Consider the following 15,251-nt stretch of genomic DNA (forward strand, 5'->3'; position numbering starts at 1 on the left):
CGTTTTTTTATTATTTATTTAGGTTTATTCATTTTCTCAGCGATTCTCTTTTGTTTATTTCGTTCATAAATGACTTCTACAATTTTACCACCAATCCAGGAAAACGGAAAAAAGGTAAGAAAGATCGAAATCTTATAAAACGTTGGATGATAGGGAAAAATAATCACATCCAGCATAGCAATAAAAAGCATAATGAAACCAATCAGAATAGCATAGGCCACTTTAGCGTATTTAACGATGATTGCCGTTGCTACTCCTCCAATAGTAGTTCCCAATCCGGAAATAAATAAAAGAAAGCCAAAAAAGGCCTTATCGTCTTTCATGCTGAAGAGAAATCTTTGCCAATGCTCAAACGGAGCAAAAGCTTCGAAAGTAACCCATTGCGGGAAAGCTCTTATACCAAGAGTAATTATAAGCCCTGTTATTCCAAGACCCATCAATACCGCAAATGTATTTCTTATAAAATTCATTAATCCTGGTGTGCGATCATAGAGATTTCAATATCCACATTTTTAGGCAAACAAGAAACCTGTACTGTTTCACGTGCAGGATAGCTTTCTGCGTCTAAATAAGAAGCGTAAATATCATTCATTACAGCAAAGTCATCCATACTTTTAAGGAAGATCGTTGCTTTTACAACATTTTTAAAAGTCATTCCAGCTTCGGTAAGGATAGCCTCAAGGTTTTTCATTACCTGATGTGTTTCCTTTTCAATTCCTTCTACCAACTTACCCGTTGCAGGATCTACAGGAATTTGTCCGGAAATGTATAAAACTCCGTTTGCCATATTAGCTTGTGAATAGGGGCCGATAGCTGCAGGTGCATTAACTGTATTGATTATTTGTTTCATATACGGATATTTATTTTTTGTAAAATTATCTTTCATTACCCATCATAAGTTAAGCAATTTCATGATAATCTTGTTAGATTTATTTTGGTTGCAAATATAAAATTTATATTGTCAAATGCCAATCTGATATTAGAAAGGTGAATTTGGCTGTGTAAAGCTTCTGTCTTTATACTTCAATGCGTCACTTAAGATATTGGCTTTGATCCCGATAAAGAAGTCATATACTTTATATTGTCCGAATGGCACCCAGTTAAAATTAATGGTAAAACTTCGTTGATCTCTTGAAAATCCGATCCTTGTATATGCCAATTCTTTAGTCACCAAGTCATAGTGAGTACTTCCTGTAACATTCCAGTAAGGGGTAAGCTTAACGCTTCCTTCAAGACCTACAGAAGCAATTTTATTCCCTTCTCTTTTCAGCTGTCTGGAATACGCATAGTTGGCATTCACGTTCAAAGTCCATGCTTGATCGAAACGTGCATAATGATCATCATCAAAATAATAGTTTTCATTTCGAATCTCACCTTTTGAGCTATACTTCTTAGCATAATCGGTTTTTTCGCCAAAGATTTCGCTGCTTAATGGATAAGATACCTGAATATTGAATCCTTGTACACTGAAACCACCAAATTGCTCTGTTCTTATTCCCGTATCCTGTCCCGGAAGGAACTGAATTTTATAAGGATCAAGAGAAAGACTCGTATTAACCGTAAGTTTATTATTAAAGAAAGAAGATTGACCGTTGATCGTAAGAATAGACCAAGGGTGATCTTTAGCAGCAAAGTTGTAGCTTCCTGTAAGGTTTAAGGATTCAAAGATTTTAATTTTCTTTACTCCTGTAGAATCGCTCTTAGACTTCACCTTCATTTCAATATTGTTCCCAATACTGAATCCCAACGCTCCTACTAATCCGCTTGACGGGCTTCCCACGATTCCTTTTTCAAAGATGGAATAAGGCGTAAGAGCACCTATTGCATTATAATAATTTTTATAATATCCGAAACCAGGACTTGAAAAATCCGGAGAATAAGTAAACCCGATACTAGGAGTCATCATATGTCTCACAGCTTCAATAGCAGATCCTTTTTTAAACTTCATCATTCCATATAAAGTCGTCTGAAGACTCGCAGTAGTAGAGAATGAAGAATATCCAGCAAACTTTTTGTTGATTTCATCTACGGTCAAATTCTTTACAGGATCATAGTATCTGTTCAACGTTTTTGTGGTTAAAGCATTATCAACATTCGCACTTAAACTGAATGTAAAATATTTAGCTAAAGTAGTATTGGTTGCTAAAGAGATATTATTTTTAAGACCTGTCTGCATTTTATCCCACATTTCCTTTTTGAACAACTCATTTTCCTGAGTATTCACAAAGTTGGTAAGATTAAAACCAGTGTTTACTGTAATATTTTCAAGAAGCCCCTGTCTTACTCCTGTTTTTGATTTAAACAGATAAAATTGGTTTATTGCAACGTTCATTTGTGGAAGACGAAGATCCGCCAGCCCTGTTGCAAAGTTTTGAGAGTAAGATGCCGTTCCTGTAATGGTCATCGGAAGTTTCAGAAATCTTTTGGTAAGAGTTACCGTTGAATTCTGTTGGGTATTCAATACATTCTGGTTGAAAATATAATTATTGTTAAGCGGGTTGTTATAGAACTTGGTACTTACAATATCCACCGCAGCACTGAATGTCAGGAAAGGGTTAGCTTTTGAATCCTGAGCGTGTGTCCAGTTGATTCTATAGGTACTGTTTCTGGTATAATCATCCAATCCTTTAATTCCTCTTACCATAGTTCCGACATCCGCATTAAAGCTTCCTGAATAGCGGTACTTTTTCTGGTAATTCATTTGTGGACGTAAGTTCCAGCTTCCTTTGGTATAAATATCCGCCAGTACTTTAAGGTCAAAATGCTCACCGATCGGCTGATAATACCCAATACCGTTTAGGAAAAACCCTACATCTTCTCGCTCCCCGAAACTCGGGATCAAAATACCCGCTGCTCGTTTGTCTGAGAACGGCAATATAGCAAAAGGCATAATAAGTGGTGTAGGAACCTGTTCTATATACATCTGAATAGGTCCGGCAACGATCTGAGATTTCGTCTTTGATTTAATCAGCTTGATATTGGAAGCTCTCATAAAGTAATCTGCCGCCGTATCTTTTTTCTTTACAAAATATTCATCGGTTGTATAATCCGCTTTTCTCATCGCGAATACCGAATCGTTGTATTTTTTAGTTTTCTGAGCTACAATAACCCCTTCACTTTCTTCTGTTCGTGCATTGAAAGCAATAGCCTGCTTGGTTTTTGTATTATAGCTGAATTCGTTGGTTTCATATTTTTTCCCAGCCTGTGTAGTAATTACAGGCTCTATGATTTTTCCTAAAGAATCTTGTTTCCCTCTGGCATAGATCAGATTTTTATTGTCATCAATGGAAATATAATCCGCATCGATCTGCATATCTTGATATTTTACCTGGGCATTCTTGTTAAGGAATGTCATTTTTTTAGGGATATCTCGCCGCTGATCATCGGCTTTTGTATGAAGTACATCATCTAAAGCTTCTTTTTTTGCAACAATGGTATCCTTTTTGGAAATAGTATCATTAACCGCATTTTTAGGCAATTTTTCAGGTGTTTTTTGTGCTAAAAAATTGTTAAAAATTAGGATAATTAAAATTTGTAATATATTTTTGAGGACGGTTTTGGCCAATTTTATTCTATATAATTAAGGCTCAAAATTAATATAATTTTTATAACTGTAAGATGTACAAACAAAATTTTAAAATAATTTTATCATTTCTCCTTATCCTAATCAGCAACTTTTTTTTCTCTCAAAAGAAGTTTACTATAGTTCTTGATGCGGGACACGGAGGTAGTGACCATGGAGCCAACAGGTCTTATTCTGACATTGGAAGAATTGCAGAAAAGGACATTACATTGGCTATTACGCTAAAGGTAGGAGCCATGCTTGAAAAAAACAGAGACTTTAAGGTAATCTATACCCGAAAGATTGACGAGTACCCTTCTTTATCCGACAGAACGAACCTGGCCAACAGGAGTAAAGCAGATTTATTTGTATCAATTCACTGTAATTCTTCTGCAAGACCTACAGCTTATGGTACGGAAACTTACGTACAGGGACCTAACCAGAACAACGAAAACCTGGAAGTTGCCAAAAGAGAGAATGACGTAATCTTTCTGGATGAAAAAGATAAGCAGACCTTCGGATCTTATAACCCGGAATCTCCGGAATCTTTAATTGCATTGAAACTTCAACAGAGTAAATACCTTGAATCCAGTCTTCTTTTAGGCGGATTGGTAGAGGATAACTTTGTGAATAAGGATAAAAGATCTTCCAGAGGAGTTTTCCAGAAAAACCTACACGTTCTTCGTATGAACGCCATGCCTTCTGTTTTGATTGAAACAGGTTTCATCAACCACCCGGAAGAAAGCCATTATATTGCTTCTGAGAAAGGTCAAAGCGAAATTGCAGAGAGTATCTATGATGCAATCATTGATTATAAAAAAGCGGTTGACAGAAAATCCGGAGGATCTATAGCTATGAAAAAGCAGGAACCGGAAAAACCGGCTGAAACTCCATTGAAGAATGATTTCAGAATATTACTGATGAGCTCTCCTACAAAATACAACGAGAATGATCCGGCACTTAAAGGTCTGAATTATGTTCTTACCATCAAGGAAAACGGGCAATACAAATATTACTATGCTGTCACCAATATGGCTTCTGTAAAAGACATTAATCTTAAAACAGCTAAGGATGCTGGATTCAGAAATGCATTTGCAGTAGGATTTATGCCTAACCAGCGAATCAGCATGGGATATTATACCATAGAAGTCTATTCGGGAGAAAAACTGAACGGAAACTCATATATCCTGCAAAACCTTAAAGATGTAGAAAGAGAGAAAGACAGTGGTGTTTTCTATTATACTTATGGAAAGGTTTATACTTTAGAGGATGCTGCAAAGTTACAGAAAGAACTTGAAGGTAAAGGAATTAAGAATACCGTGATCCAAAAAGTATACAAATAGTTAAAAAATAATTTTGAAGTTTCAAAAGCTTTTTTTACTTTTGCAACCTCAAAATTCAGGCCTATTCGTCTAGTGGTCAGGACTCAAGATTTTCATTCTTGCAACAGGGGTTCGATTCCCCTATAGGCTACTCATTAAAACCTTTAACGGCTTGAAAATTAGCTGGTTAAAGGTTTTTATTTTATACATTTTCCCACTTTTATCCCACTTTAAAAAAAACATATCTCACTTTAGAAAATCTCTAAAACTTCAAAGTTAGCTTACTGCTACAAATCACAGAAAATTCTTAATTCAAAAAGAGGGGGCACTACCAAGACTGAAACAACGGAGGGGGCTTGTTATTCATATGGTAGCTTGAATTACGTAAATAAAGTGGTTTCAGTAGTAAAATAGGGCTTTACATTCTGGATAAAACCAAAGTTCTCTTAATATGGTTTTAGCTATCTTAACGATTAAAACTCAATCGTAGTTCTACTACACTTTTAAAAATTTAACAAAAAACATTATATCTGGCATGATATTTTATCTACCTTTAGTGATATAACATCAAAAACACACAGATATACAAATGAAAAAAAATGTCTCAAATTCTGAGAGGATTTCCGAGAACCATATTGCAGGCATTAACCGTGTGGTTAAGCTTGACATTGTGGTTAATGGAAACCTATCAGACACTTTAAACACTTCCGTTTACAGCAGAGTGCCAGAAAACACCACTACTTTGAACTTACTTTAGCACATGACTCTCTTGATGAAGTACAGAGCCATAACTTAGAACAGGCACAGCAATTTCTAGGAAAACGTCTGACAGTTACTTTTAAATACAAAGATGCTGAAAACGAAAGCCCCGAAAGAACGTTTGTTGGTGTTGTTACGAAAGTGGCATTCAGTCAGGAAAAAATGAGCTTAGGCAATATTGTACTCAAAGGATATAGCCCAACTATACTAATGGATTCAGCCCCACATACTCAGAGTTTTGGAGGTACTCAGTCTGTCAACACTTCCATTATTGCTGACAATATCATTAAAGAGACACTGGGAACAATTCAATTTGATTTCAGAATAGATACCCAGAATAAAAGCTACATTAATTACAGTGCTCAATATTGTGAAACTCATTACAATTACCTGACAAGATTAGCAGAAGCCTACGGAGAGCAATTTTACTATGATGGGGATGTGCTACACTTTGGCAAGCTCCCCCCTCATGAAAAGCCCATCCAACTTATTTATGGAAGCAATGTTAATGATGTACAGGTAGAGTTAAAAGCAGTTCACACAAAACCCGAATACTTTGGTTATAACAGCAGTAGCCATGCTAAAATGAATGGCTCTAACAATGAGATTAAGCATTTAGGAGACCTATCATCCAAAGCCTATGAGCTGAATAACAATATTTTTAAAACCCGTTCACTTACACCCACTCCCATCAATGCCAATATGTTTCTGGATGTGGACGATTCCCAAAAGAGTGCAAGAGGAAGTAAAGCAGTAGAAGTTTTTACCGTTTCAGGAAGCACAACAGTTCCTTTCTTATTCATAGGTTGTGTGGCAGATATAGACATGAGAAAACAGGATAGTAATGAGACCTCTCACTTTACAACTTTGATGATAACAGAGGTTAATCACGAAGTTGATGCAAGAGGATATTACACTGGAAGTTTTGAAGCTATAGCTGAAGGAACAGGTTTCATGCCTAAACCAGCTTTTATAACGCCTAAAGCAGAACCACAGGTGGCAACGGTTATCTCCAATGTAGACCCTTTGAACCAAGGCAGAATACAAGTGCAGTTTGACTGGCAATTAAATGATACCACCCATTTTATCCGAATGATGAGCCCCGATGCAGGGGGAACAGATGCTATAAGCCAGAACAGAGGTTTTGTAGCTGTTCCAGAAATTGGAGACCAAGTAATGGTAAACTTTGAATACCATAATCCAGATTTTCCTTTTGCAATGGGTGGAATGTTTCACGGTGGTGTAGGCTTGGGAGGTGGTATGGATAACCGTGTAAAATCCCTACAGACCCGAAGTGGGCACAGATTAGTATTTACAGAAGATGAAAGTATTTTATTGACCGATAAAAGTGGAAATGAGCTGAGATTTGATACAGAGGGAAGCAATATCACCATTACTGCTCCTGAAACCATTACCATAAAATCAAAGAACCTGAAGTTTGATATTGAAGAGAATATCAAAACCAAAGCAGGAAAGAACATGGATACCAATGTTGGGCAGAACATTAAGATTATTGCCAAGCAAGAGATTAGCCAAGACAGTGGTAAGAAAACTATTATCAATGCTGGAACTAATACTGAAATATCAGCAAAAGCACACCTAGACCTTTATGGTAAAGAAAAATTCATAGGCTATACCGATGGACAGACTGAGTTCGGAGCAAAGGACAGAATGCATGTGTATGGTGCTAACTCATTACTGACAGCTAAGGATAAAATTGAGTATAAAGCTCCACAAATGAATAAGCTTCCTCAAAATGGTGAGTTTGATTATACTAAAGAAAAGCAAATAGTGAGTGCTCAATGGATGGATGCAGATATGAATAAAGAAATTGCAATAGCATCTTATGATGAAGAAATAAGTTTATTGGTTTATACCAGAAACTATGAAGAGGGGGAATCAATTACACTAACTGTATACGAAGTAGATGATAAAGACATAAATAATGGAGAAAAGGAAATAACTCTTACGGGGAATGTTAAAAAAGATGGCTTTGCAGAGTTAAAGAGAAGTGTAAAAGTAGAAAAACAACAAGCTTAATTGTAAAGTCATGGGAGATACTAAAAAATTAGCTATACGGGAATTAAAAGATTCTAAATCCGTTAAGATTGTACAAAGAGAAATCTATTTAACCTTTGATGATGGAATACAGGCAGGAACAGAAGAAGTCTTACAATTATTAAAGGAAAAAGGAATTAAAGGAACATTTTTCTTAACGGGGATACATTTATATTACTTTATTGAGAAAAGTAAGGATAGAAAAAGATCTTTAGATGTATTAAAAGATATATATGAAAATCACGCTATAGGTAACCATAGCTATTCACATGTAAATGATTTTTATAAAAATGCCTATAAGGAAGGGATTAAATATAAAGGAGATGGAAGTAAACCGGAAGATAAAAGAAGTGTATTTACTGATTTTACAAAGTGTAAAGAACAAATTTTATATTACTTAGATGAAATTTATGGAAAAGGAGCTATAAAGAATAGGAATGTTCCTTTATCTAAAAATCAGACTGTCCCATTGGCTAGATTTCCAGGAAGAAATACTTGGCACACTAAAGAGTTTGTAGATATTGATTCCGATAATAGTAAGGATACAAAAGATGAAGCCAAAGAATTATTTGAAAAAAGAGAATATCAAGTGTACGGTTGGGACTGTGAATGGAATATTAAGAGTTGGGATTTTAAAAATGCTTCTGTTGCAAAGGTTCAGGAAAAAGTTACTAATAAAACTATGGATTTTGGCAATGATGATGATGTCCATCCTTATTATGATATGTACTCGAAACAGTATATTGGATTTGATAGGGTTTCAGAATCTTGGGAAACTGTTCGTGATGAACTATTAGATATGTCGTATTATGGAGGTTTATGGGATGCTGTTGGAAAGAAAAATGGAAAAGTTATTTTGTTAATGCACGAAAGAGCATTTAGAAATGGAAAATTAGTTAATGGAGTTGTAGATTTGAAAAACAAAGATGAAATAAACAAATTGGGACAACTTATTGATTATTTTCAAAAACGAAAAGCTGATTTTAAAACATTAGATAAATACTAACTATGAAAAAAATATTCTTAAGAATGTTATTACTTCTTTGTACTGTTTTATTTATTGTAGGATTGTATTTTTATCCTTTTGAAACTAATAGACATTGTGGAGAACTCTCATTATGCTGGGTTAAATTTGGCGTATATGAGTATGATTATGACTCAGAGGCGGGAAATCCTTATTTTGGTAAAGATATCCAGTTTTATAGAAAGGTTGGAGGTTTCTGGGAGTATGTGGGATTGAAAGAAATAGATTGTCATAAAAAACAATAAAAGAATGTCTCAATATATAACAGATACCACCCAGCTAAAATGTGATAAAGGAGCTTCATCAACGCCACTCACAGTAACTAGTCAATCCTTTATGAACATTGATGGAAAACTACAGGCTACAGAAGAAGATAAGCAACCTAATACTAACATTAAACCTTTTGGTTTATGTAGTGTTTTAAGGTCTTCCTGTACACCTTCACCTGTTAAATGGGACAATACCTCTAATTTTAAAATTGAGGGTAAAAAAGAGCTATTAGATAGCTCTACATGCCAGTGTTCCGTTGGTGGTAAAATATCAGTTGTAAAGTCAGCCCAGAACTTTGTTCAGGAGTAAAAAGAGTCTGGTTTTTAGCTAAAAACCTAATCTGCCTTTTGTTTTTAACAACTAACTGAAAATCATTTTATTAAAATGTAAAATAATGACTTTATGTTATTACGTATATAGAGATGTAAAAAGAGACAGTATCATTTCTCCTTTTTTTATTTTATACAATCCCCTATTATACTCTTCTTTTGAAAAGTATTGTCTAATACCTCTGTAGCTAAGCATTCTTTTCAACTCATGTACTTGAAACCTTTTTCCTATAAATAAGTGATCTTTTAATATGAATTATGTTCAATCTTTATGTCCAATTTGGGGTTAGAAAAAGAAGCTTTCATTTATAAATTGGACGTAACACCACCTGTTTTTTCCCTTTTCAATCCTTAATTCTTTGTTGTTTCGTTCCAATTCTTGTCTTCAGCCATAAAAATCATTAAATTATAGAATACTGATACACTGATATTTATTATTACACCCATAAAAATATCATCACTTTTTCTCTAAAAAATCATTCTATTTACGATATATCTCACAAAAGCCTTATATTTGCAAAAATTTTTTAATAAATTTAACCGTAATTGATCAGTCAAATATGGTTACACTGATGAAAAATATTATTGATAAACCCATGTCTGTAGTGATCTACGGGCTATCAAATTTTATATCATGCCGGATTTAAAAATACAAGAAGCGAAATTGCTTTTTAAGAAAATCCACTCTAACCCAAAAAGTTATGATTTACAAATCAATGAAGACGGGATTGCAGGCAAGGATGATAAAATAAGTTTCAGACTTTATAGGACCGGAGAAAGGGTTGCTTTTGAAGTAACAATAGACAGACTTACTTTCACCAACACCACTGGAGAATGGAACAACGCACTGATCATGCTAGGAAATACGATCAAAAAAATAGAAAAAGAACAAGAAAATTTAAAAATAGAACAAGCAATAGATAAGCTTAGAAAGTACCTTTCAGAAGAAAATTAAAATTTTTCAAAATAAATTTGGTAGTTTAAAAAAAAGTTTATAGTTTTGCACTCACATTTGAACGATATGGCAAATCATAAATCAGCACTAAAGAGAATCAGACAGAACGAAACTAGAAGACTTCGTAATAGATATTATCACAAGACTGCTAGAACAGCATTGAAAGCCTTAAGAAATGAGGAAAACAAAGCTGCTGCAACAGAGCAACTGCCAAAAGTTATCGCTTTATTGGATAAATTAGCTAAGAAAAATATTATCCACAAAAACAAAGCGGCTAACTTAAAAAGCAAATTGACAAAGCACGTTAATAAATTAGCGTAATAAGTATAGCGGCCCGTTCGTCTATCGGTTAGGACCTCAGATTTTCATTCTGGTAAGAGGGGTTCGATTCCCCTACGGGCTACTTAATTTTTAAAAGCCACTGAAATTTTTACAGTGGTTTTTAAAAACAAAGTTGCAAAGCTAATACTTAAATACATCTAACCGGCCCGTTCGTCTATCGGTTAGGACCTCAGATTTTCATTCTGGTAAGAGGGGTTCGATTCCCCTACGGGCTACAAACTAAGAGTTGACACTTATAAAAACAAATACTAACACATTGCTTAGGTAATGGAAGATAGAGGGCCCGTTCGTCTATCGGTTAGGACCTCAGATTTTCATTCTGGTAAGAGGGGTTCGATTCCCCTACGGGCTACCAAAAAGGACTTTTTCGAAAGTCCTTTTTTCGTTTTTATACTTCTAGCTTATCTTTTTAGGGATTTTTTCACTTCATTTATAGATCATAAGAATGTATTTTGGATGAAATTACCTTCCTAGTTTTAAAAATTCTAAAAGCGGTAAGATCTCCACTATTCTTTCATTTGCGTTTCAAATAACTGTTTTTATATCTGATCTGATATTCTAATTTTTCTCCATTGTCTACTGTCATCCCATAGCAACCTAAGCGACTAAAGGGAAATACAGACCTCCTATATAATATTGCCGAGATCCCTGCGGAATGATAAAGAAAAAGGGTAAAGAAGTATTCCTTATGATTACATTTCTTTTATATACTATTTATGATACTTCAAATTTGTACTTAAGTTCATTTATTTTGAGCAATATTAAATTTTATTAAAAAAATCACCAAAAATGGAAATATTATTTTTCGCTTCTTCTTTTATTCCTTAAATTTGGATAAAACTATTCATCCAAAAATCAATAACATGAAATTTAATTTACTTTTGAGAAATGATTTCTCTTTTAAAGGTGCTCTAGTTGCATTGCTTTTATTCTCCACTCAATTTTTATTTGGTCAAAACAGGATCTATGCTCATGCACAAAGTTCAGGTGTATTTGGAGTTGCATGCTTAGGCTGCCGAGTAGACAATCCATTAAATGCCGTTGGAGGAAATGAAGATGATTATTCCACAATGGTATTAGGAACAGCATTATTGGGAGGAATTCAGCAAACATTAATTTTTCCGGATCTAAGAGCAGACACAAGACTTGTGGTAGGTATCGGAACGGATAACATTCCTTTATCTGTACAATTATTAAGTGGTGTAACCCTTGAAACTATGAACGGAGGAACATCTAATGAAGATCGAAGAACAATAGACATAAGTCTTTTAAAACTGGGAGCAACTCCTAACAGAGGTACAGTAGAATTTAAACCTGCAAAACCTTATGATGGAATCAGAATTGGATTAACCGGAGGAGTATTAAGTCTTGGTGGTGGATTCAGAATTTATTATGCTTATCAAGATCCTCTGATTCAATTATTGGCCCATAGCCAGAATGGACAAGTAACTTTAAGTGGAAATGTAAATGTAGAAGGTTCTGAAATTGCTTTAACTAACACTTCAGGAAAAGAGGTTTACCGTTCAAACTTAGAAGCAATACATTTGAGTCTAACCAGCCTGGAGGGGTCTACATCATGACTGTACAGACTAAAGAAGGAAAAACTTATTCTAAAAAAATTATTATTAAATAACATAACCGATCAAAAAACCGGCAGTCTTTTTAAAAGCTGCCGGTTTTTTTTGCTTACAAGACATAATAATATTAATTTATATATAATATTTTTAATTTATATAAACAAATTATTAATACATATCAAAATTAACAAATAAAATAAGCAACATAATTATTTTATTTATAAATTTACATCAAACTAGAAAACCAAAATTTTTTATATATGAAAACTAATTTATTATTGAGTTCGCGCGCGGTGAAAGCCGTTGTTTTTGCTTCATTGCTATTTTTGGCAGGCGGAAAATCTTTCGCTCAGATCGTAAAATACTATGCTAACGCCCAGGAAAGTAAAGTATATGGTGTATGTATAGGCTGTGGAGTAGTAAATCCATTGAATGCCATTGGCTCTAATGAAACTGATTATTCTGTTCTACAGGTTTCAATTGGTGTATTAGCTCGTACTGAACAAACCTTGATCTTCCCTAACAGTGCTTACACAAACAAATTGGTTGTAGGTATTGGTTCTAATGGAACTCCTCTAAGCGCACAAGTATTAGGAGGTGTATCTATTGAGACATTCAATGGAAATGTTTCCAACAACGATTACCAAAACCTAAACAACGACATTTTAAAGCTTGGGGCTGGTGATCCAAGCAAAGGTGAAATTGAACTTACCATGAACAAGCCTTATGACCGTATTAAGATTAGTGTAAATGGTGGTTTACTGAGTTTAGGAGGAGAATTTAGAGTTTATTACGGATATCAGTACAGAGATCCTTTCATCAGCTTAATGGCTCATGCTGAAAACGGGCAGATCACACTGGATAAAAATTTAGTATTGGACGGTTCAGAAGTAAGTCTTATCAATACTTCCGGAAAAGAGGTATTCCGTTCCAAACTAAAATCCAATACGTTTGAAACAAGGCAGCCGGGTGGTCTCTACATCCTCAACCTTCAGACCAAAGAAGGCAAAACTTATTCTCGAAAAATTATGATCAAATAACAAAAACATATAGCCAGCAGACTTTAAGTCTGCTGGTTTTATTTTGTACCTATCCCTACGAATGCACATTGCTTTATTTTTTAATATCATCACTTTAAATATTAATTCTATGAAAAAAACGGCTTTACAAGACATGATACAGAAAACATGGCTTGCTATTTTACTATTCATCACTCCTATATTGGTGAATGCTCAGAATAAAACCTACGCAAGCAGTCAGATTACCAAAGTCATTAATACTTGCCAGCAATGCTCCATCCAAGCTCCCCAAAATGTGATAGGAAGTAACGAAAACGACTATACAACAATAAAAGTTCCCTACAATAGCAACGGTATGGTTGAACAAACATTAATTTTTCCTACTTCTAAAGAGGCTCATTTTAATAAAGCAGTCGTTGGTATTGAAGTTGAAAATATGCCTATACACGTTTTAGCATTGGGAGGAGTTTATATAGAATCTTTTTTAGGAGATACCTCTAATGGCGACCAGATACAGGTTAATCAAAATATGCTAAAACCCATAGAAGGCACAGCGAAAGGAAATATTGAATTTATTCCTTATAAACGTTATGATCGAATTAAAATCTATTTCCATGATGTAGTGGATGACAGTGCTCGTAAAATATATTATGCTTATCAAACCCCTACTCCTAAAACCTATGCAACATCTCAAACAAATCAAACTTTGGGGGTTTGTCTATTATGCTCTATAAAAGACCAACAAAATGCTGTAGGAAGCAACGAATATGATTTTACCTCCATAAAAATTCCGGTTGGGATCGCAGGAAGAATTGTACAAACCTTAATATATCCAGCAGTCACTCCCACGAACTTCAAAAAAATAGTAATAGGAATAGGAACAAATAAAGATGCCCTGAATCTTCAATTGCTCGGTGGAATGTATGTAGAAACATTTCTTGGCAATACATCCAATAATGATTATAAAAAGGTAGACAACAGCATGTTGAAACTTCTCCCCAATTCTCAAACAGGTTCTATAGAGTTCACTTCTCCCAAACGTTTTGATAGAGTAAAAGTATACTTTTACAGTGGGTTGCTCGGATTAGATGATGAGCTTAGAATATACTATACTTATTACACCCTTGGAACATTCACAACATGTGGCACTTTACCACTCGATCCTGTTTCTTATTATCCATTCAATGGAGATGCAAAAGATGTTATTAATGGTCTTGATTTAAATGAAATATCAAATAACACTAAGGCATTCCCCGATGGAATAATCTGTAATAAAACTATAACCTCAGGACACTTATCAACCTCTGTACAACATGATTCCTTACAACAATCCAAAACAATTGCATTTTGGGGACGCACGGACGGAACTTCATCAGGCGTGGAAGTACAAGCCTTCAATACTATAACCCGTATTAATAATGAAGAAGTCAAGTCTCACCCAGCAGCTATTAATCCTAGTAAAGATATAGAAGAGCTCACTATACACTCCACAAGCCTTCTTAATCAATGGAATCATTATACGATAACCTATTTTGATACTGGATATTATACTCACCAATGTCTGTACAAAAATGGAAACTATATCGGTTGTACAGATCCTGAAGAAAGAATTCCTACCGCCAATGCTCAGATCGTAATCCGACTTCCAAATAATGGCTCTGAAATTGATGAACTTCTTTTTTATAATCGAATACTTGCTCCTGATGAGATCTCATATCTTGCACAATCCTATAATCAACCATCAACTTTAACTCATCCCCGACACTAAAAGCAACCGTTCAAGATTATATATTCACCATATCTCCCAATCCTACTTCCGGTCAGATCACTCTTGATGGCAATATCCTTATGATCGGTTCTGAAATTTCCATCAGAAATACCTCAGGAACAGAAGTATACCATTCTCTTTTCAGATCAAAAACATTTGATCTTCCCTCTTCATTACCTGCAGGAGTTTATATGCTGACATTACAGACAAAGGATAAAAAGGTCTATACCCGTAAAATTATTCTGAACCGATAAAAGATTCCTTGT

General features: G+C 34.7%; 14 protein-coding genes and 4 tRNA genes. 15 read left to right on the plus strand and 3 right to left on the minus strand.

What is annotated here, in order from left to right:
• Positions 1-14: 14 nt before the first annotated feature.
• The 3 genes from QWZ06_RS24340 to QWZ06_RS24350 form a co-directional block, all read right to left on the minus strand.
• Complete coding sequence (locus QWZ06_RS24340) at positions 15-470, minus strand: hypothetical protein (protein ID WP_290301708.1); 456 nt, start codon at positions 468-470, stop codon at positions 15-17.
• The gene (locus tag QWZ06_RS24345) at positions 470-850 is read right to left on the minus strand and encodes a RidA family protein (RefSeq protein ID WP_045491236.1); all 381 of its coding nucleotides are present in this window, start codon (positions 848-850) and stop codon (positions 470-472) included. Before QWZ06_RS24345 ends, QWZ06_RS24340 begins: the two co-directional genes overlap by 1 nt.
• Before the next feature lie 129 nt (positions 851-979).
• Positions 980-3,565, minus strand: a complete 2,586-nt coding sequence (locus QWZ06_RS24350) for a putative LPS assembly protein LptD (protein ID WP_290301709.1) — start codon at positions 3,563-3,565, stop codon at positions 980-982.
• Positions 3,566-3,618: 53 nt separating this feature from the next.
• On the opposite strand from QWZ06_RS24350, the gene QWZ06_RS24355 reads away from it, so the two are divergent.
• The 15 genes from QWZ06_RS24355 to QWZ06_RS24425 all read left to right on the plus strand — a co-directional run bounded on the left by QWZ06_RS24355 (position 3,619) and on the right by QWZ06_RS24425 (position 15,239).
• A complete protein-coding gene (locus tag QWZ06_RS24355) occupies positions 3,619-4,905 on the plus strand; it encodes an N-acetylmuramoyl-L-alanine amidase family protein (protein WP_290301711.1) in 1,287 nt (428 codons plus the stop codon).
• A 58-nt stretch (positions 4,906-4,963) separates the two neighbouring features.
• Positions 4,964-5,035 (plus strand) — tRNA-Glu (locus tag QWZ06_RS24360).
• 674 nt (positions 5,036-5,709) lie between these two features.
• Positions 5,710-7,683: a type VI secretion system Vgr family protein gene (locus QWZ06_RS24365; protein WP_435384147.1), complete on the plus strand. Its 1,974-nt coding sequence runs from the start codon at positions 5,710-5,712 to the stop codon at positions 7,681-7,683.
• A gap of 10 nt (positions 7,684-7,693) precedes the next feature.
• Positions 7,694-8,707, plus strand: coding sequence for a polysaccharide deacetylase family protein (locus QWZ06_RS24370; protein ID WP_290301713.1), 1,014 nt, complete (start codon positions 7,694-7,696; stop codon positions 8,705-8,707).
• Between the two features lie 2 nt (positions 8,708-8,709).
• The gene (locus QWZ06_RS24375; RefSeq protein ID WP_290301715.1) at positions 8,710-8,970 is read left to right on the plus strand and encodes a hypothetical protein; all 261 of its coding nucleotides are present in this window, start codon (positions 8,710-8,712) and stop codon (positions 8,968-8,970) included.
• Between the two features lie 4 nt (positions 8,971-8,974).
• Complete coding sequence (locus QWZ06_RS24380; protein WP_290301716.1) at positions 8,975-9,304, plus strand: DUF4280 domain-containing protein; 330 nt, start codon at positions 8,975-8,977, stop codon at positions 9,302-9,304.
• Positions 9,305-9,958: 654 nt separating this feature from the next.
• A complete protein-coding gene (locus tag QWZ06_RS24385) occupies positions 9,959-10,279 on the plus strand; it encodes a hypothetical protein (RefSeq protein ID WP_290301717.1) in 321 nt (106 codons plus the stop codon).
• A 66-nt stretch (positions 10,280-10,345) separates the two neighbouring features.
• Positions 10,346-10,600 (plus strand): 30S ribosomal protein S20, encoded by a 255-nt coding sequence (rpsT, locus tag QWZ06_RS24390; protein ID WP_002983073.1) that lies wholly within the window; start codon positions 10,346-10,348, stop codon positions 10,598-10,600.
• A 10-nt stretch (positions 10,601-10,610) separates the two neighbouring features.
• Positions 10,611-10,682, plus strand: a tRNA-Glu gene (locus QWZ06_RS24395).
• Positions 10,683-10,764: 82 nt separating this feature from the next.
• Positions 10,765-10,836: transfer RNA gene (locus QWZ06_RS24400), tRNA-Glu, on the plus strand.
• A gap of 65 nt (positions 10,837-10,901) precedes the next feature.
• Positions 10,902-10,976, plus strand: a tRNA-Glu gene (locus QWZ06_RS24405).
• Between the two features lie 508 nt (positions 10,977-11,484).
• Complete coding sequence (locus QWZ06_RS24410; protein WP_290301719.1) at positions 11,485-12,201, plus strand: hypothetical protein; 717 nt, start codon at positions 11,485-11,487, stop codon at positions 12,199-12,201.
• A 257-nt stretch (positions 12,202-12,458) separates the two neighbouring features.
• Positions 12,459-13,238 carry a T9SS type A sorting domain-containing protein gene (locus QWZ06_RS24415; RefSeq protein WP_290301721.1) on the plus strand — a complete coding sequence of 260 codons (780 nt, stop codon included), beginning with the start codon at positions 12,459-12,461 and terminating at the stop codon, positions 13,236-13,238.
• A 109-nt stretch (positions 13,239-13,347) separates the two neighbouring features.
• The gene (locus tag QWZ06_RS24420; RefSeq protein ID WP_290301723.1) at positions 13,348-14,985 is read left to right on the plus strand and encodes a LamG-like jellyroll fold domain-containing protein; all 1,638 of its coding nucleotides are present in this window, start codon (positions 13,348-13,350) and stop codon (positions 14,983-14,985) included.
• 29 nt (positions 14,986-15,014) lie between these two features.
• On the plus strand, positions 15,015-15,239 hold the full coding sequence (locus tag QWZ06_RS24425; protein WP_290302377.1) for a T9SS type A sorting domain-containing protein: 225 nt from the start codon (positions 15,015-15,017) through the stop codon (positions 15,237-15,239).
• Positions 15,240-15,251 lie beyond the last annotated feature (12 nt).

The organism is Chryseobacterium tructae (assembly GCF_030409875.1).
Lineage (GTDB): Bacteria > Bacteroidota > Bacteroidia > Flavobacteriales > Weeksellaceae > Chryseobacterium > Chryseobacterium tructae.